Consider the following 16,956-nt stretch of genomic DNA (forward strand, 5'->3'; position numbering starts at 1 on the left):
AGGGGCCACGGCCCCTGCGGGCCCCGGCGGACGGCAGCCGTCACACCGTGAGCAGGGCGATGCCCAAGCCGATCAGTGCGGCGACCTTGAGGAGTTCGAGGGCCACGTACCACAGGTGGCTGCGGGAGCGGGGCAGGTCCTCGCCGGCGAGGACGCGGTCGGAGCGGCGGTTCAGCATGGGCCGGACGACGGTGAGTTGGGCGAGGAGCAGCACCGCGACGGCCGCGGTCGGCCCGATGAGCCATGCCGGGGCGCCGCCCGCGGCGATCGCGGCGATCACCACGACCGCGAGGACGGCCTCCACGGCGTTCAGCGCCCGGAAGACCAGCCGGCCTATGCCCAGGCCGACGGGAATGGTCACGCCCGGCGCGCGGAACTTCAGCGGGGCCTCCAGGAAGGAGATCGCCAGCACCATCCCGAGCCAGACGAAGGTGACGGCACCGGCGAGGGCGGCGGACGTGGCGTTCATCGGCGTGGGCCTTTCTCCGCCGGAGCCGGCGGGGGGGAGTCGGTTCGGTGGAAGCCGAGGCGGCCGGGCTCGCTCCGGGGTGCGTCAGGCCGCGTCGGCCTCGGCCAAGTGGGCCACGCAGGAGTCCGGTTCGGCGAAGGGTTCCAGTGCGGTGGCCGTCAGCGGGGAGCCCAGCCGGGCCAACGCGCCCTGCATCAGACCGAGATGGAGCGGACAGACCAACCGGCCGTACTCCTCGGCGAGTTCGAGGAAGGGACAGTGCCGCAGGCGGATCCGGCCGGGCGGCCCGCCAGGGCTCTCCTGTCCATCCGGCTCCTCTCCTCCATCCGGCTCCTCTCCTCCATCCGGCTCCTCTTCTTCCGGCCCTTCCTGTCCTTCCGGCCGGGGGGCGAAGCCCAGGTCGTCCAGCAGGGCGACGAGCACGGCCACCGAGCGTTCGGCCGACGGCCGTTCGGACGGGCGCGGCGGGTCCACCAGGTGACCGCCCCAGGCGCGGCCCGTCTCCATCGCCTCCGCGCGCGCCTCGGCGGGGTCGGCGGACGCCCACCGGCTGAGCAGGACGCGGGCGAGCAGCCGGTAGTCACGGGTGCCGCCGCGGTCCATGCCGGGGCGCGCGGTGTAGACCGTACGAGGCCGGCCGGGTCCCGAGGACGGTGCGGTCCGGCATTCGACCAGGCCCTCGGCGGCCAGGGCGTCCAGATGGAACCGGACCGTGTTGGCGTGGACGCCCATCCGCTGCGCCGTCTCCGCGACACCGAGGGGCGAGGGTGCGGCGCGCAGCACGTCCAGCACTTCCCGGCGCCGCGGGCTCTCGCGTGTGCTCACGTGCGGACACCCCTCTCCACCCGTCTCCGACCCCTCTCCACCTGCGCTTATTTTTCACGAATCCTACCTGTGTAAATTGTAGGGTGAGTGGTGGAGCGAAGCTTCGAGGGGTGCAGCAGATGACATCGCCGTCCGCGAGCGGCACCGGGCCGGCCGGTGGTGCGGCGGCCCGTGCGCGCGTGCTGTGCGACGCCCGGGACCTGGCCGGGTCCCCGCCGGTGCCGGACGGGGTGGTGTGGAAGCTGGCCGAGAGCGGCCGGCAGCTCGACGCCAACGTGGTCCGGCTGGCTCCGGGCCGGCGGATCGAGACCCACACGGAGACACAGCTGGACGTGCTGGTCCTGGTCGTCGCCGGTGACGGCGTGCTCGGCCCGGGTCCTTCCGGCACGCCGCAGCCGCTGGCCGAGGGCGCCCTCGTCTGGCTGCCGCACGGCGCCGCGCGCGGCCTCACCGCCGGTCCGGCCGGGCTGACGTACGTGACCGTGCACCGCCGCCGCCCCGGCATGCGGATCGGCACCCGCCCCGATTCCTGACCGGCCCCGCCCGGCGGGCCCGCCCCCTTCCGCGCACCCTCACCGCACCTGTGCAACACCCGCACGACGGGCGCCCGTTGCCCGGCGCCGGACGACCGCTAAGGTGCCCCCGTGAGCACGTTTACCGAAGAGAACGTCCCCGGCCGGTACGGCCCCCACGCCACCACCGAGGCGGACCCGCGCGAGGTCGGCCGGGTGCGCACCGAGTACTCCCCGGCCCACGACGGCGACCCCGACCCGGGCGAGATCGTGTGGACCTGGGTGCCGTTCGAGGAGCACGACGGCCGGGGCAAGGACCGCCCGGTGCTGGTCGTCGCCCGGGAGGCGGCGGGCACCTTCCTCGCCGTGCAGCTGACCAGCAAGCGGCACGACGGCGACCGGGACTACGTGGCGATCGGCAGCGGGCCGTGGGACCGCTCGGACCGGGACTCCTGGGTGGACGTGGACCGGGTGCTGCGGCTGCACGAGGAGGGCATGCGCCGCGAGGCGTGCGCGCTGGACCGGGGGCGGTTCGACCTGGTCCGCCGGCGGCTGCACGAGCGCTACGGCTGGACCTGACCGCCCTGCGGCACCCGCTGCTGCCGGGACTGCGCGAACGCGCGGGCGAACGCCTCCCGCACCGTCGCCCCCGGGGTGCGGTCCAGCACCCCGAACACCACGTGGTCGAAGGTGCGGGCGAACCGGCCGCCGGGGCCGAGCAGCGCCCGGAAGGCGCCCGCGACCTCGGCCGGGTCGTTCTGGAACACTCCGCAGCCCCAGGCACCGAGCACCAGCCGGCGGTAGCCGTGGGCGGCGGCCGTCTCCAGCACCCGCTCGGCACGCACCGCGAGGGCGCCCGGCAGACCGGTGGCGCGCTCGGGTGCCGTACGCCGTACGACGCCCGCGTTGGGGGCGGCGGCGGTCAGGAAGCCCGCGCGAAACGGTTCGGCCAGCAGCCGGCCCCGGTCGTCACGGAAGACCGGGACGGCTGGTGAGTGAATCACCCGGTGCGTGTAGAACGGGTCGCGGTCGGCGCGGTGGTGATCGTAGAAGGAGCGGGCCGTGAGCAGGCAGGTGTACAGCGCCGAGGCGCGGCACAGGGCCTCCTCCTGGGCCTGCGCGCCGTTGAGGTAGCCGCCGCCGGGATTGCGGGCCGAGGCGAAGTTCAGGACCGCGACGGGTGCACCGGCCAGCCGGCGGGCGGCTTCCAGGCTGCTCTCACCGGTGACCTCGAAGACGGTGCCTTCGGCGGCGGCTTCCTCCGTGGCCCGGGCGTCACCCGGTTGCCGTACGGGGACCGGTTCCGGTCCGAACATCCGCGTCCCCGCCCGGGCGGCCTCGATGTCCGCCCCGAGGGACACCTCCCGGCCGTCCGGCGCGCGGTACCGGCCCGCGGCCACGATCCGTTCCGTCTCCGCGGCGATCCCGCGCAGGCGCGCGCTCACGGCGCCACCCCCGTGGACGCCCTGGCGACCGCCTGCGCGGTCTCCCCCGTCGTGCTCATGCACGCATCCTGGGCGATGCTGGTGATGCGCTGCAACGGAGTTTCCCCGCCCCGCGACGGCCCGGGGAACGCGCACGGAAACGGAGATGACCGAACGGGAACGTCCGAGGGGGCACCCTTGTGCGAATCGGCTCGAGGGTCTTGGGTGGAGCGCATGCCTGCCCGGCCATGACCGACCGGGCCGCCGGCATGGTGGAATCTCAGGAGGATCCCGACATGTCCGACTCGAATACCGACGGCGACTGTACCAAGCACCGCACCGCCGTCACCGAGGCCGAGGTGGAGGCCCTGGTCCGGGGCATCTGCTTCAAGACCGGGCCGCCCCGCGCGCTCGGTGTGGAACTGGAGTGGCTGGTTCACGAGCTGCGCGCACCGCAGCTCCCCGTGACACCCGAACGACTTCGAGCGGTGTACGCCGCCCTGCGGGCCGTACCCCTGCACTCGCCGCTCACCGTCGAACCCGGCGGCCAGCTGGAGCTGAGTTCGCTCCCCGCCGCCTCCCTGATGGAGTGCATCCGCAGCGTCCGCGCCGACCTGGACACCGTGCGCGGCGTCCTCGCCGAGGACGGGCTCACCCTCGTCGGCATCGGCCACGATCCCTGGCACACCCCGCGCAGGTTCCTGCACGAACCGCGCTACGACGCCATGGAGACGTGCCTGGACCGCACCGGTCCGGCCGGCCGCCACATGATGTGCGCCTCCGCCTCCGTGCAGGTCTGTGTCGACGCCGGGCAGGAGGAGCCCGGCCCGCTCGGACACGTGCGGCGCTGGTGGCTGGCGCATCACCTGGGCCCGGTCCTGGTGGCCGCTTTCGCCAACTCCCCGCTGATGGGGCAGGAACCGACTGGCTGGCTGTCCACCCGGCAGCTGCTGTGGATGCAGATCGGCGCGGGCCGCGCGGGCGCTCCCCGGCTGGACGGCGGCCCCCGGGCCGCCTGGGCCCGGCACGTGCTGGACTCGCCGGTGATGTGCGTCCGCCGCGAGAGCGGACCGTGGGAGGTGCCCGAAGGGCTCACCTTCCGGGAGTGGACGCGCACCCGCTCACCCCGGCCGCCCACCCGGGCCGACCTCGACTACCACCTGACCACGCTGTTCCCGCCCGTCCGCCCGCGCGGCCACCTGGAGCTGCGCATGATCGACGCGCAGCCGGGCGAGGACGGCTGGATCGTGCCGCTCGCGGTGACGGCGGCGCTGTTCGACGACCCGGAGGCCGCCGAGACGGCGTACCGGACCGTGAAGCCCCTTGCGGAGCGGGCCCTGGACCTGCCGGCCCCGCACAACCCGCTGTGGACCGACGCGGCCCGGCACGGTCTCGCCGACCCGGAGCTGCGCGAGGCGGCCGCCGTGTGTTTCGCGGCGGCGCTGGAGGCGCTGCCCCGGCTCGGGGCCACCGCCGAAGTGACCGGCGCGGTGGCCGCGTTCCGGGACCGCTACGTCGCCCGGGGCCGCTGCCCGGCCGACGACCTGCTGGACCTGCGGCGCGGCCCGGACCCGGCACGGCCCGGCAGTACCGGGGGCACCCCCACCGACCGCCGGAGGAAGGACATCCGCACATGACCGCCCCCGAGAGCGGCGCCTTCGCCGCCGGCACGGCCGAACCGGACACCGAGGCGCTGCGGGAGCGCGCGCTCGCCTCGCTCCTGACCGCCCGTGACCGCACCACGCTGCTGACCACCTGTGTCGAGGACCCGGACCTGACCGCCCAGCACTCCCCGCTGATGTCCCCGCTGGTGTGGGACCTCGCCCACATCGGCAACCAGGAGGAGATGTGGCTGCTGCGGGCGGTCGGCGGCCGGGAGGCGATGCGGCCCGAGATCGACGGCCTCTACGACGCCTTCGAGCACCCGCGCTCCGAGCGCCCCTCGCTGCCGCTGCTGCCGCCCGCCGAGGCGCGCGCGTACGCGGCCGAGGTGCGCGGCCGGGTCATGGACCTGCTGGCAGGCGCCGACTTCCACGGCTCCCGGCTGACCGAGGCCGGCTTCGCCTTCGGAATGATCGCCCAGCACGAACAGCAGCACGACGAAACCATGCTGATCACCCATCAGCTCAGAAGGGGGCCGCGGGCACTGACCGCCCCCGACCCCGAGCCGGCACCGCCGTTCACCGGTCCGGCCGAAGTCCTCGTGCCCGGCGGCCCGTTCACGATGGGCACCTCGTCCGAGCCGTGGGCGCTGGACAACGAACGCCCCGCGCACGTACGGGAGGTGGCGCCGTACTGGATCGACACCACCGCGGTGACGAACGCGGCGTACCAGACGTTCATCGAGGACGGCGGGTACGACACCGAGCGCTGGTGGGCCCCGGACGGCTGGGCGCACATCAGGCAGCACTCGATCACGGCACCGCTGTTCTGGCACCGGGAGGGCGGCCGGTGGCTGCGCCGCCGGTTCGGGGTCACCGAGCCGGTCCCGCCGGACGAACCGGTGCTGCACGTGTGCTGGTACGAGGCCGACGCCTACGCCCGCTGGGCCGGGCGCCGGCTGCCCAGCGAGGCGGAGTGGGAGAAGGCCGCCCGGCACGACCCGGCCACCGGCCGCTCGCGACGCTACCCGTGGGGCGACGCCGACCCGGCGCCCGAGCACGCCAACCTGGGCCAGCGCCACCTCGGCCCGGCACCCGCCGGGAGCCATCCGGCCGGTGAATCCCCGCTCGGTGTACGGCAATTGATCGGGGACGTGTGGGAGTGGACAGCCAGCGACCTGCTGCCGTACCCCGGCTTCCAGGCCTTTCCGTACAAGGAGTACTCGCAGGTGTTCTTCGGCCCCGAGTACAAGGTGCTGCGCGGCGGCTCGTTCGCGGTGGACCCGGTGGCCTGCCGGGGCACCTTCCGCAACTGGGACTACCCGGTCCGGCGGCAGATCTTCTCCGGGTTCCGCACCGCGCGTTCGGAGGCCGCCTGATGTGCCGTCATATCGCGTACGTGGGACCCGAGACGCCACTGGGCCGGATCCTCGTGGAGCCGGCGCACAGCCTGGTGCACCAGTCGTGGGCGCCGCAGCGGCAGGCTTCCGGGACGGTCAACGCCGACGGTTTCGGAGTGGGCTGGTACGCCCCCGACGATCCGGTCCCGGCGCGGTACCGGCGGGCCGGGCCGGTCTGGGCCGACGTGTCCTTCACCGATCTGGGCCGGGTGGTGCGCACGGGCGCCCTGCTCGCCGCCGTGCGGGACGCGACGGCCGCGACCGCGGACGGCGAGGCGGCCGCGGCACCCTTCGCCTCGGGGCACTGGCTGTTCAGCCACAACGGCGCCGTCGCGGGCTGGCCGGACTCGGCGGCCCCGCTGGTGTCCGCGCTGCCCCCGGTCGATCTGCTGACGCTCGAGGCCCGTACCGACTCGGCGTTCGTCTGGGCACTGGTCCTGCACCGGCTGCGCTCGGGCGACGAGCCGGGGCAGGCCCTTGCCGAAGCGGTTCGCCGGCTGGCCGGGGCGGCGCCCGCCTCCCGGCTCAACCTGCTGCTGACGGACGGCGTCACGATCGCCGCCACCACCTGGGGCGACAGCCTCTGGTACCGCACCGAGCCCGGCCACAGCGCGGTCGTCGCCTCCGAGCCGTACGACGACGACCCGCTCTGGCAGGAGGTCCCCGACCGCACCGTGCTCACCGCGAGCCGCGCCGGCGTGCTGCTCGCCCCGCTGGAGGAACCGGCGGCCGCACCATCCAAGGAGCCCTGTACGTGAGCCCCCTTCATGTCACCCGCACCCTCCCCGAGGACACGACGGACGCCGCGCTGCGCGCCGACGTCCTGCACGGCCTCACCGTCCGCCCCAAGTGGCTGCCACCGAAGTGGTTCTACGACGCGCGCGGCAGCGAACTGTTCGAGCGGATCACCGAGTTGCCCGAGTACTACCCCACCCGCGCCGAGCGGGAGATCCTGGCCACCCGGTCCGGCGAGATCGCCGCGGCGAGCGGTGCCCGCACGCTGGTCGAACTCGGCTCGGGCTCCTCGGAGAAGACCCGCTACCTCCTCGACGCGCTCGCGCCCGCGGTGTACGTCCCGGTCGACGTCAGCGAGAGCGCCCTCGTCCAGGCCGGGCAGGCGCTCGTCGAACAGCGCCCGGACCTCGAGGTCCACGCCCTGATCGCCGACTTCACCGCGCCGCTGGACCTGCCCGCCACGCCCGGGCCCCGGCTGGTGGCCTTCCTCGGCGGCACGATCGGCAATCTCCTGCCCGACGAGCGCGCGAAGTTCCTTGCCTCCGTGCGCTCCCTGCTGGCACCGGGCGACGGGCTGCTGCTCGGCACCGACCTGGTCAAGGACGAGCGGGTGCTGGTGCGGGCGTACGACGACGCGGCCGGAGTGACGGCCGCGTTCAACAAGAACGTGCTGGCCGTCGTCGACCGTGAGCTGGGCGCCGACTTCGATCCGGACGCCTTCGACCACGTGGCCCTGTGGGACGCCGAGCGCGAGTGGATCGAGATGCGGCTGCGCTCCCGTGTCGCACAGACCGTGAAGGTGCCCGCGCTGGGCCTCGCCGTGGACTTCGCGGCCGGCGAGGAGCTGCGCACCGAGGTGTCGGCGAAGTTCCGCCGGGACGGAGTGAGCACCGAACTGGCCGATGCCGGACTGGAGCTGACCCACTGGTGGACGGACTCCGAGGACCGGTTCGCGCTCTCGCTGAGCGTGGCCGCATGAGGCTGCGGACGAGTCAGAGACTCGGGGTCAGCTCCTCGGTGATCCGGTGGGAGGCCCAGCGCGCTTCTGTCGCCGGGTCCGCCCCGTTCAGCACCCGGGTCATGTACTGCTTGAGGGGGTTGTCGGCCTCGACGTCGGCCCACTGAGGGGTACTGGGGGTCGCGCGGCCCCGGGCCGCGCCCGCGGCCATGGCGGCGACCCCCTCCTCGCCCGCGACGCTGCCCGCCAGCGTGGTCTTGTTGGGCACGTAGTTCATGGTGCGGGCGAGTTCGGTGTCCCACTTGGCGCCGGTGAGAGCGCCGACGACGGCGGTCGCGGCGTACTGGTCCCGGGTGTTGCCCGGGACGACGAGGTCGGAGCCGCCGGTGAACACGGTGCCGGGCCGTGCGGCGCTCTTCCCGGGCACCGGGAAGAAGCCCAGCTTGCCCCGCAGGTCCGGGTTCTGCCGCACGATCGACTGGGCGAGCCCGGGTACGGCGATGATCTGGGCCACCTGGCCGCCGGCGAACACCTGGGCCTGGGGCGGGTGCTCCTCGTCGGCGCCCGCCGGGCCCCGGCCCAAGGCCTGCAGTTGCCGGTAGAACTCCATGCCGCGCAGCGCGGCCGGGGTCTCCAGGCTGCCCTTCCACTCGTAGTCCTGCTGCACGGCGAGGTCGCCGCCCTCGTCCCAGATGAAGCCGGAGAGTGTGTACCAGTCCTGTCCGGCGAGGTAAATGCCCTGGTTTTCGCCGGTGTTGAGCTTCCCGGTGTCGGCGAGCCACTCCTCGCGGGTCCTCGGCGGGCGGGTGATGCCGGCCGCCTCGAACAGGTCCTTGCGGTAGATGACGACGCGGTTGGCCGCGTACCAGGGGATGCCGTACTGTGCGCTGCCGTCCTTGCCGGGCTCGGCGAGGCCGGGCAGCCAGGCGTCCTTGCCCCAGTCGCGCATCGACTCCAGCGTGAGATCGGCGAGCCGGCCGCCGTCGGCGTACAGCGGCACCTGGGTGTTGCCGACCTCGATGACGTCGGGGCCCTTTCCGGTGCCGTCCTTGAGCGCCGCGCGGACCTTCTCGACGATGCCGGTCCACTGCTGGATGCGGATGTCGAGGCGCAGGTCCTTGTGGGTGCGTTCGAAGTCCTCGGTGAAGCGCTGCAGGAACTCCCCGGAAGCGCTGTCCTTCATCAGCCACACGGTGACGGTCTTGCGCTCGTGCCCGCCCGGGAGCATCCCGCAGGCGCTCACGAGGCAGCCGGTGGCACAGACGAGGGCGAGCAGACGAGGTCTCACGAGGGCTCCTGTTCTGTCTGGCATGGGGTGCGGACAGGTGTGGGGGCCCGACGTGGGGGGGGCCGAGCACGGGCGCTCGTACGGGTGTGCTGGATTTTGGTATGGACCAATGCGGAGGTCAAGGCCTACCAGCGGTAGTCCGGGGACGCCGTGCGGTCGGGGCGGGGATGCGGCACGGTGGAGGGTGGCCTGACACGAGAGGAGCACCCGCATGTCGAATCACACCTACCGGGTCACCGAGATCGTCGGCACCTCGCACGAGGGCGTCGACCAGGCCATCCGCAACGGCATCGCGCGCGCCGACCAGACGCTGCGCAACCTGGACTGGTTCGAGGTGACCCAGGTCCGCGGGCAGATCGAGAACGGGCGGATCGAGCACTACCAGGTGGGCCTGAAGGTCGGCTTCCGCATCGAGGACGGCGACTGACCCGTCCTCGCCCCGGGCGCGGACCTGCCCCGGGAATCCCCGGCCGGGCAGGGCGTTGAACACTGTGTGAGCAGCTCAGTGATCGCCCGGACCCGGTTCTCCGTCCTCGACCGCTCCCGCACCCGCGAGGGGCATCCCCCCGCCGAGGCGCTGCGGGACACCGTCGCGCTGGCCCAGGAGGCGGAGGCGCTCGGCTACCACCGGTTCTGGGTGTCCGAGCACCACGGTGTGCCCGGGGTCGCCGGTTCGGCGCCGACCGTGCTCGCGGCCGCGGTCGCCGCCGCCACCCGCACGATCCGGGTCGGCACCGGCGGGGTGATGCTGCCCAACCACCGGCCCCTCGTCGTCGCCGAGCAGTTCGGCGTCCTGGAGGCCGTGTTCCCCGGGCGGATCGACATGGGACTCGGGCGGTCCGTCGGTTTCACGGACGGGGTGCGCAAGGCCCTCGGCCGGGACAGGGAGGCCGCCGGGGACTTCGCGGCCCAGCTCGGCGAACTGCTCGGCTGGTTCGAGGGCACCTCGCCGACCGGGGTGCACGCCCGTCCCCCGGAGGGCCTGCGGGTGCCGCCGTTCGTGCTGGCCATGGGCGAGGGCGCGCGGATCGCGGCCCGCGCCGGGCTGCCCGTGGTCATCGGGGATCTCCGCGACCGCGAGAAGCTGCTGCGCGGCATCGACCAGTACCGTTCCGGGTTCCGCCCCTCCCCCTGGACGGCCGAGCCGTACGTCGTGATCTCGGGCACCGTCGCGCTCGCCGGCACCGAGGCTCAGGCGCGCCGGCTGCTGGTCCCGGAGGCCTGGTCGATGGCGTACTCCCGCACGCACGGCACCTTCCCGCCGCTCGCCCCCGCCGAGGAGACCGAGGCCCGCACGATGACCGCGAGGGAGCGCGGCTTCTACGACGCCCACCTCGCCGGGCACCTCGCCGGCACCGCGGAGCAGGTCGCGCACGAGCTGGAGACGGTGCTCAAGGAGTCGGGCGCCGACGAGGTCCTGGTCACGACCAGCACGTACGACCGCACGGCCCTGCTCGACTCCTACCGGCGGCTCGCCGCGCTCTTCGCCCCGGGCCGCTGACGTCCCGAGATGCGCAGGCGGCCGGGGCCGGTGAACCTGGGAGGGGAAGCCGCAAGCGACGAGGAGGGCTGCCATGTCCGTGATGGACAAGCTCAAGCAGATGCTCAAGGGCCATGAGGAGCAGGCCGGCAAGGGCATCGACAAGGGGGGCGACATGCTCGACGAGAAGACCCAGGGCAAGTACAGCTCCCAGGTCGACACGGCGCAGGACAAGCTGAAGGAACAGCTCGGAGCCCAGGACCAGGACAAGGACCAGCCTCCGCAGTAGCCGCGCACGGGCGCGGATAGAGTTGCGCCTGAAATGCACCGTCCACACGACCCCTTCGTCCGCGTCCGCGGCGCCCGTGAGCACAACCTCAAGGGTGTCGACGTCGACATCCCGCGGGACGTCCTGGCCGTGTTCACCGGCGTGTCCGGTTCGGGGAAGTCGTCGCTGGCGTTCGGCACGATCTACGCCGAGGCCCAGCGGCGGTACTTCGAGTCGGTGGCGCCGTACGCACGCCGGCTGATCCACCAGGTCGGGGCGCCCAAGGTGGGCGAGATCAGCGGGCTGCCGCCGGCCGTCTCGCTCCAGCAGCGCCGCTCGGCCCCCACCTCGCGCTCCTCGGTGGGCACGGTCACCAACCTCTCCAACTCCCTGCGCATGCTGTTCTCGCGCGCCGGAACGTACCCGCCGGGCGCCGAGCGGCTCGACTCGGACGCGTTCTCACCGAACACGGCGGCCGGTGCCTGTCCCGGGTGCCACGGCCTCGGCCAGGTGCACGAGACGACCGAGGAGCTGCTGGTCCCGGACCCCGCGCTGTCCGTCCGCGACGGAGCGATCGCCGCGTGGCCGGGAGCCTGGCAGGGCAAGAACCTGCGGGACATCCTCGACGCGCTCGGCCACGACGTGGACCGGCCCTGGCGCGACCTGCCCGCCGAGGAGCGGGAGTGGATCCTGTTCACGGACGAGCAGCCGGTCGTCACCGTTCATCCGGTCCGGGACGCGAAGCGGATCCAACGGCCGTACCAGGGCACGTACATGAGCGCGCGGCGCTATGTGCTGAAGACGTTCTCGGACACCAAGTCCCAGACGCTGCGGGCGAGGGCGGAGCGTTTCCTGGCCAGTGCGCCGTGCCCTGAGTGCGGGGGCAGCCGGCTGCGCCCGGAGGCGCTCGCGGTGACCTTCGGCGGGCGCACCATCGCCGAGCTGGCCGCGCTGCCGCTGACCGACCTGGCCGGGCTGCTCGACGGTCACGACGAGACCGCGCGCGTGCTGACCGAGGACCTCAGGGCCAGGATCGCGCCCGTGGCCGAACTCGGCCTCGGCTACCTCAGCCTCGACCGGGCCACCCCCACCCTGTCGGCAGGCGAGCTGCAACGGCTGCGGCTGGCCACGCAGTTGCGCTCGGGGCTGTTCGGTGTGGTGTACGTGCTGGACGAGCCGTCGGCCGGGCTGCACCCGGCGGACACCGAGGCGCTGCTGACCGTGCTGGAGCGGCTGAAGGCCGCCGGCAACTCGGTGTTCGTGGTGGAGCATCATCTGGAGGTGGTGCGCGGCGCCGACTGGCTGGTGGACGTCGGGCCCGGCGCGGGCGAGCACGGCGGACGCGTGCTGTACAGCGGGCCGCCGGCCGAACTGGCGTCGGTCGAGGAGTCGGCCACGGCGGCCTTCCTGTTCGACGAGTCACCCGGCCCGGCGCGCGAAGTCAGGCAGCCGCGCGGCTGGCTGACGGTCGGACCGGTGACCCGGCACAACCTGCGTGCGGTGACGGCCCGGTTCCCGCTCGGCGCGTTCACCGCCGTCACCGGGGTGTCCGGCTCCGGGAAGTCCACACTCATCGGCGAGCTGACGGAGGAACTGGAAGGGGTGGAGCGGCTGGTACGGGTCGACCAGAAGCCGATCGGGCGGACCCCGCGGTCCAACCTGGCCACCTACACCGGCCTGTTCGACGTGGTCCGCAAGGTGTTCGCCGGCACCGAGGAGGCGCGGGCGCGCGGGTACGGCGTCGGACGCTTCTCCTTCAACGTGGCCGAAGGACGCTGCGCGACCTGCCAGGGCGAGGGGTTCGTCAGCGTCGAGCTGCTGTTCCTGCCGAGCACGTACGCGCCCTGCCCCGACTGCGGGGGCGCCCGCTACAACCCCGAGACGCGCCAAGTGGCCTACCGGGGGCGGGACATCGCCGAGGTGCTCGATCTGACCGTGGAGGCGGCGGCGGAGTTCTTCGGGGACGTCCCGGCCGCCGCCCGCAGCCTCGGCACCCTGCTCGACGTGGGCCTCGGCTATCTGCGGCTCGGGCAGCCGGCGACCGAGCTGTCCGGCGGCGAGGCCCAGCGGATCAAGCTGGCGAGCGAGCTGCAGCGCGGGCGGCGCGGCCACACCCTGTACCTGCTGGACGAGCCGACCACCGGGCTGCACCCGGCCGACGTGGAGGTGCTGATGGAGCGGCTGCACGGGCTGGTCGACGCCGGGCACACGGTCGTGGTCGTCGAGCACGACATGACGGTGGTCGCGGGCGCCGACTGGGTCGTCGACCTGGGACCCGGCGGCGGCGACCGGGGCGGGCGCATCGTGGCGTCCGGCCCGCCGCAGCGGGTGGCCCGGTCGGCGGCGAGCGCGACGGCGCCGTATCTGGCACGGGTCATGCCCTGAGCGCCACGCAGGGCTCTCTCTCGTGCCCAATGCATCGATGTGGTAACCGAGTTGGACAGCCGGGGCGGCCGGTGAGTGATCCCTGACGATAATGTGGCCGTGTCCTTTTCACCCGAACGTCCAGCCGGACCAGAACCCGAACTCAGCCTCGACGACGGCACGCCGGTGCGGTTCTTCCTCACGCCCCAGGCGGGCGCGGCGCCCGCCGCGCAGGACGACGACCTCCCCCCGGGCCTGGGCACGGTGGTGCCGGTCGGCGCGGGCGGCCGGGCCGTCGCCAACTTCGCCGCCGGTGCGCTGCGGGGCGCGCTGCGGCCGATCGGCCCGCTCCTCCAGGAGGTCCACGACGCCGCCACGGCGGTGTCCGAGCCGCCGACCGAGCTGAGCGTGACCTTCGGCGTGCAGGTGGGCCAGGACCTGAAGTTCGGGATCGTGGGCGCTGCCGGGCAGGCGCACCTCACCGTCACCGCCAGCTGGAAGCCGGCCGCGGACAGCGGCACGATCCGCGCGGAGTGACGCGTGGGCTGGTTCCGCATCGCGGGGGACGGCGGCGACGATCCGTCCCGGTACGTCGTGACCGTACGGCGGGCCGAGGACGACACAACGGCGGGTGCGGGGCTGGTCCTCGGCCATGACACGGTACTGACCTGCGCGCATGTCGTGAATGCCGCGCTGGGCCGGGACATGTTCCACCCCACATCCCCGGGCCCCCGGAACGTGCCCCTCGAGGTGCGCACGTCCGCCCTCGCCACCCAGCGCACCTTCGCCCGGGTGGCTCACTGGATCCCGCCCCGCAGCCGGGACGGCGGGCGGCTGAGACCGGGGACTCGTGAGTGGCTCGGCGACCTCGCCGTACTGCGGGTCGACATCGCGGCCCCGGGGCTGCCGGGCGGCCCCCGCCAAAGCTCCCTGTCGGTCGGCCAGAAGCTCCACGCCTGGCACGGCAGCAGCCGCGACTCCACCGTCGCCCGGCTCACCGTCGCCGCCCTGCACGGCCCGCACGGCTACGTCGACGGCGCGGCCACCGGGATGGCGATCGGCCCCGGCTACAGCGGTGGCCCGCTGTGGTGCCAGGAGGAGAACGCCGTGGTCGGGCTGGTCGCCGGGCACTTCATGCCGGTGGACGCCGCCGGACATCCGCTCCCGCTCGACTTCCAGAACGTCATCCGGCGCAGCTGGGTCATCCCCTGGCAGGCCGTCGAGGCCGAACTGCAGCCCCTGGGCGTGCTGGAGCGGGCCCGGCCCCTGCCGCCCGACACCGACGAGCACGCCTACGAGCTGCTGGTGGCGGCCATCGAGGACGCGCTCCCCTCCCCCAGCGGGCGGGGCGACTGTGCCCGCCGGCTGGCCCGGCTGTGCGCGGTGGCGCACGACAGCGACGTCCGCCCGCCCTCCGCCGAGGAGTTCGCCGCGTTCCTGCTGACGCATCCCCGCGCGCTGGCGGCGCTGACCGGTCTGCTGCGCCGGGACGACCCGAGGTCCGCCGACCGGCTGCTCACCGCGGGCGCCCTGTCCCGCACCCCGCGGCTGCTGACCCCGTCCGAGTACGCGGATCTGCGCGGGCATCTGCGCGCCCTCGACCCCGCGGTGACCGGACGGTTCCCCGAGGCGGTCCGTGCCGCGTTACCGCACCTGGCGGCCCAGCCGGGCGACGACAGCCCGGACGCGCTGGTCGACCACCTGGAGATCCTGCCGGGCGACGGGCACGCCAGCGGCGACGAGCGCCGGGTGCCCGCGCTGCTGCGGGTGATCGAGTACATCGGCGCCCTCGTCCCCGAGCCCCGGCGGGCCCGGCTGCGGATGTGGTCGGACGCGGTGGCCGTCCGGCTCGGCATCGACCGCTCCGCGCTGGGCGAACGGCGCTACGACGCCCAGGAGTGGGCGCGTTCGGTGCGCGGACGGGCCGCGCGCGTGCGGGTCCTGGTGCAGGTGACGAAGGCCGGGCGGGGCCGGCACCGGCTGCGGATCTGGTGCGACGAGGGTGCCGGGCCCCGCCAGGTGTCCACCGAGAGCGTGCGGACGTACACGGCCTCGGAGGCGGCCCGCGAGGTGCTGCGGGTCCTGGACTCGCTCACTCCCCCGCCCGAGGACGAACGCCCGCCGCTGGTGGAGGTGCTCGTCGACCGCGGCGGTCTCAATCTGCCCGTGGACGAGTGGGCGGTCCGGGATCCGGCCGAGCTGGTGCCCGGTGTGCTCGGCGTGGAGTTCCCGCTGGTCGTGCACTGCCCCGAACTCCTGCGTCGCAACGGGCGGTTCGTCGCCCGCTGGCGCAGCAGATGGAGCCGTCTGGACACCGGCAAGGCGCTCGTCGTCTCCGATCCCGGCGACCGGGACGCGCTCTACTCGCAGCTCGTCAACCAACTCGACACGGTACGCGTCTTCGTGGACGTGCCCCCCGGGCCTCCTCGGGACCGCATCGTGCAGACCTGCCTGGCCCTGGGCATACCTGTGGTGCTGTGGGACCGCGGCGAGGACGGCCCCTCGCACAGCGTCCGGCAGATGGCGGAAGTCGCCACCCGGGAGCTGCCCGACGGCGTCCACAGCTACCGGGCGAGCGCCCAGGCCAATCCGCCCGAGTTCCCCGGCCGTCCGGTCCTCGCCTGGGCCGACGCCGACCGCACCGTCCCGCGTCTGCATCTGTCCGAACCCCAGGAGGGCCCATGACATCCGCCGCCGGCGCCGAGTGGCGCCTGTTCCGGGGCGACGGCGTGCCCCGGGACGTCGCCCTGCCCTCCGCCCCGCCCTGGCGGCGCTTCGCCCCGGCGCGCGCCCCGCGTCCGCAGCTGCCCTACGTGATCGACCCGCGGCACGCCGACATCGTCAACGCGGCGCTGCATCTGCGCCGTCCGCTGCTGGTGACCGGGCCCGCGGGCACCGGCAAGTCGTCGCTCGCCCGGGCCGTCGCGCTCGAGCTGTGCCTCGGCGAGCTGCTGCGCTGGTCCGTCACCAGCCGCTCCACCGTGCCGGACGCGCTGTACGTGTACGACGCCATCGGCCGGCTGCGGGAGACCACGCTCAGCCGGGACCGCGGTGAACGCGAACCCTCCATCGGGCAGTTCATCCGCCTCGGGCCGCTCGGTACGGCGCTGGTGGCGTCGGCCGCGCCGCGCTGTCTGCTCATCGACGAGATGGACAAGGGCGACGTCGACCTGCCCAACGATCTGCTCACCGTGTTCGAGGAGGGCTACTTCGAGGTCAAGGAGCTGGTGCGGCTGCCGGAGGACACCGCCGACGTGGAGGTGCAGACCTCCGACCACCGGGGCACGGTCCGGGTGCACCAAGGGCTCGTGCAGTGCGCCGAGTTCCCGGTCGTGATCATCACCAGCAACGGCGAGCGGGACTTCCCGCCGGCGTTCCTGCGCCGCTGTCTGCGGCTCGAGCTGCCGGTGCCCGACGAGGAGCGGCTGCGCACCATCGTCGTCGCGCACCTGGGCGAGGACGCGCTGCGCGAGGCCGACGATCTGATCGACGCCTTCCTGCGCCGCCGCGCCCTCGGCGAACTCGCCACCGACCAGCTGCTGAACGCCGTGTTCCTGCGCACCGCGGGCGTCGACCTGGATGCGGACGGGCTGCTGGACGCCGTACTGCACCAGCTCACCGGGGCGATGTGA

At 73.8% G+C, this 16,956-nt stretch carries 17 protein-coding genes; 13 read left to right on the top strand and 4 right to left on the bottom strand.

Features of this window, described 5'->3' with window-relative positions; genetic code table 11:
* Positions 1-40: 40 nt before the first annotated feature.
* Together A6P39_RS07720 and A6P39_RS07725 are read right to left on the bottom strand one after the other, a co-directional pair.
* Positions 41-469 (bottom strand): hypothetical protein, encoded by a 429-nt coding sequence (locus A6P39_RS07720; RefSeq protein ID WP_067043321.1) that lies wholly within the window; start codon positions 467-469, stop codon positions 41-43.
* Positions 470-553: 84 nt separating this feature from the next.
* Complete coding sequence (locus A6P39_RS07725; protein ID WP_067043318.1) at positions 554-1,294, bottom strand: helix-turn-helix transcriptional regulator; 741 nt, start codon at positions 1,292-1,294, stop codon at positions 554-556.
* 119 nt (positions 1,295-1,413) lie between these two features.
* On the opposite strand from A6P39_RS07725, the gene A6P39_RS07730 reads away from it, so the two are divergent.
* Together A6P39_RS07730 and A6P39_RS07735 are read left to right on the top strand one after the other, a co-directional pair.
* Positions 1,414-1,827 carry a hypothetical protein gene (locus A6P39_RS07730; RefSeq protein WP_067043403.1) on the top strand — a complete coding sequence of 138 codons (414 nt, stop codon included), beginning with the start codon at positions 1,414-1,416 and terminating at the stop codon, positions 1,825-1,827.
* Between the two features lie 111 nt (positions 1,828-1,938).
* Positions 1,939-2,385 carry a type II toxin-antitoxin system PemK/MazF family toxin gene (locus tag A6P39_RS07735; protein ID WP_067043314.1) on the top strand — a complete coding sequence of 149 codons (447 nt, stop codon included), beginning with the start codon at positions 1,939-1,941 and terminating at the stop codon, positions 2,383-2,385.
* Here the strand turns inward: A6P39_RS07735 and A6P39_RS07740 are convergent.
* Entirely contained in the window at positions 2,370-3,251 is an 882-nt protein-coding gene (locus tag A6P39_RS07740; RefSeq protein WP_067043311.1) for a TIGR02452 family protein, read from the bottom strand. The genes A6P39_RS07735 and A6P39_RS07740 overlap by 16 nt on opposite strands.
* Before the next feature lie 275 nt (positions 3,252-3,526).
* Here A6P39_RS07740 and egtA point away from each other — a divergent pair, with 275 nt between their 5' ends.
* The 4 genes from egtA to egtD are packed head-to-tail and all read left to right on the top strand — an operon-like array spanning position 3,527 to position 7,945.
* Positions 3,527-4,867, top strand: coding sequence for an ergothioneine biosynthesis glutamate--cysteine ligase EgtA (gene egtA / locus A6P39_RS07745; RefSeq protein ID WP_067043400.1), 1,341 nt, complete (start codon positions 3,527-3,529; stop codon positions 4,865-4,867).
* Positions 4,864-6,210 carry an ergothioneine biosynthesis protein EgtB gene (egtB, locus tag A6P39_RS07750; protein ID WP_067043308.1) on the top strand — a complete coding sequence of 449 codons (1,347 nt, stop codon included), beginning with the start codon at positions 4,864-4,866 and terminating at the stop codon, positions 6,208-6,210. The genes egtA and egtB overlap by 4 nt, the downstream gene beginning before the upstream one ends.
* Positions 6,210-6,989 (top strand): ergothioneine biosynthesis protein EgtC, encoded by a 780-nt coding sequence (gene egtC / locus A6P39_RS07755; protein WP_067043305.1) that lies wholly within the window; start codon positions 6,210-6,212, stop codon positions 6,987-6,989. The genes egtB and egtC overlap by 1 nt, the downstream gene beginning before the upstream one ends.
* Positions 6,986-7,945, top strand: coding sequence for an L-histidine N(alpha)-methyltransferase (egtD, locus tag A6P39_RS07760; RefSeq protein WP_067043302.1), 960 nt, complete (start codon positions 6,986-6,988; stop codon positions 7,943-7,945). Before egtC ends, egtD begins: the two co-directional genes overlap by 4 nt.
* Positions 7,946-7,958: 13 nt before the next feature.
* On the opposite strand, the gene A6P39_RS07765 is transcribed toward egtD, so the two are convergent.
* The gene (locus tag A6P39_RS07765) at positions 7,959-9,212 is read right to left on the bottom strand and encodes an extracellular solute-binding protein (protein ID WP_067043301.1); all 1,254 of its coding nucleotides are present in this window, start codon (positions 9,210-9,212) and stop codon (positions 7,959-7,961) included.
* Positions 9,213-9,423: 211 nt separating this feature from the next.
* Between A6P39_RS07765 and A6P39_RS07770 the strand changes: the two genes are divergently transcribed.
* The 7 genes from A6P39_RS07770 to A6P39_RS07800 all read left to right on the top strand — a co-directional run bounded on the left by A6P39_RS07770 (position 9,424) and on the right by A6P39_RS07800 (position 16,956).
* Positions 9,424-9,639: a dodecin gene (locus tag A6P39_RS07770; RefSeq protein WP_067043298.1), complete on the top strand. Its 216-nt coding sequence runs from the start codon at positions 9,424-9,426 to the stop codon at positions 9,637-9,639.
* A gap of 66 nt (positions 9,640-9,705) precedes the next feature.
* Positions 9,706-10,713: an LLM class flavin-dependent oxidoreductase gene (locus A6P39_RS07775; RefSeq protein WP_067043295.1), complete on the top strand. Its 1,008-nt coding sequence runs from the start codon at positions 9,706-9,708 to the stop codon at positions 10,711-10,713.
* A gap of 73 nt (positions 10,714-10,786) precedes the next feature.
* Positions 10,787-10,981 carry an antitoxin gene (locus tag A6P39_RS07780; RefSeq protein WP_067043292.1) on the top strand — a complete coding sequence of 65 codons (195 nt, stop codon included), beginning with the start codon at positions 10,787-10,789 and terminating at the stop codon, positions 10,979-10,981.
* A 33-nt stretch (positions 10,982-11,014) separates the two neighbouring features.
* Positions 11,015-13,345 (top strand): ATP-binding cassette domain-containing protein, encoded by a 2,331-nt coding sequence (locus A6P39_RS07785; RefSeq protein WP_067043288.1) that lies wholly within the window; start codon positions 11,015-11,017, stop codon positions 13,343-13,345.
* Between the two features lie 99 nt (positions 13,346-13,444).
* Entirely contained in the window at positions 13,445-13,861 is a 417-nt protein-coding gene (locus A6P39_RS07790; protein WP_067043397.1) for a CU044_2847 family protein, read from the top strand.
* 3 nt (positions 13,862-13,864) lie between these two features.
* Positions 13,865-16,009, top strand: coding sequence for a VMAP-C domain-containing protein (locus A6P39_RS07795; protein ID WP_067043285.1), 2,145 nt, complete (start codon positions 13,865-13,867; stop codon positions 16,007-16,009).
* Entirely contained in the window at positions 16,006-16,956 is a 951-nt protein-coding gene (locus A6P39_RS07800; protein WP_067043282.1) for an AAA family ATPase, read from the top strand. Before A6P39_RS07795 ends, A6P39_RS07800 begins: the two co-directional genes overlap by 4 nt.

Source organism: Streptomyces sp. FXJ1.172 (assembly GCF_001636945.3).
Lineage (GTDB): Bacteria > Actinomycetota > Actinomycetes > Streptomycetales > Streptomycetaceae > Streptomyces.

Excerpts from the sequence above, each read along its gene's own strand:
- A6P39_RS07720 (WP_067043321.1), bottom strand. The coding sequence starts at position 469 with ATGAACGCCACGTCCGCCGCCCTCGCCGGTGCCGTCACCTTCGTCTGG.
- A6P39_RS07730 (WP_067043403.1), top strand. The coding sequence starts at position 1,414 with ATGACATCGCCGTCCGCGAGCGGCACCGGGCCGGCCGGTGGTGCGGCG.
- egtA (WP_067043400.1), top strand. The coding sequence starts at position 3,527 with ATGTCCGACTCGAATACCGACGGCGACTGTACCAAGCACCGCACCGCC.
- egtB (WP_067043308.1), top strand. The coding sequence starts at position 4,864 with ATGACCGCCCCCGAGAGCGGCGCCTTCGCCGCCGGCACGGCCGAACCG.
- egtC (WP_067043305.1), top strand. The coding sequence starts at position 6,210 with ATGTGCCGTCATATCGCGTACGTGGGACCCGAGACGCCACTGGGCCGG.
- A6P39_RS07770 (WP_067043298.1), top strand. The coding sequence starts at position 9,424 with ATGTCGAATCACACCTACCGGGTCACCGAGATCGTCGGCACCTCGCAC.
- A6P39_RS07780 (WP_067043292.1), top strand. The coding sequence starts at position 10,787 with ATGTCCGTGATGGACAAGCTCAAGCAGATGCTCAAGGGCCATGAGGAG.
- A6P39_RS07785 (WP_067043288.1), top strand. The coding sequence starts at position 11,015 with ATGCACCGTCCACACGACCCCTTCGTCCGCGTCCGCGGCGCCCGTGAG.
- A6P39_RS07800 (WP_067043282.1), top strand. The coding sequence starts at position 16,006 with ATGACATCCGCCGCCGGCGCCGAGTGGCGCCTGTTCCGGGGCGACGGC.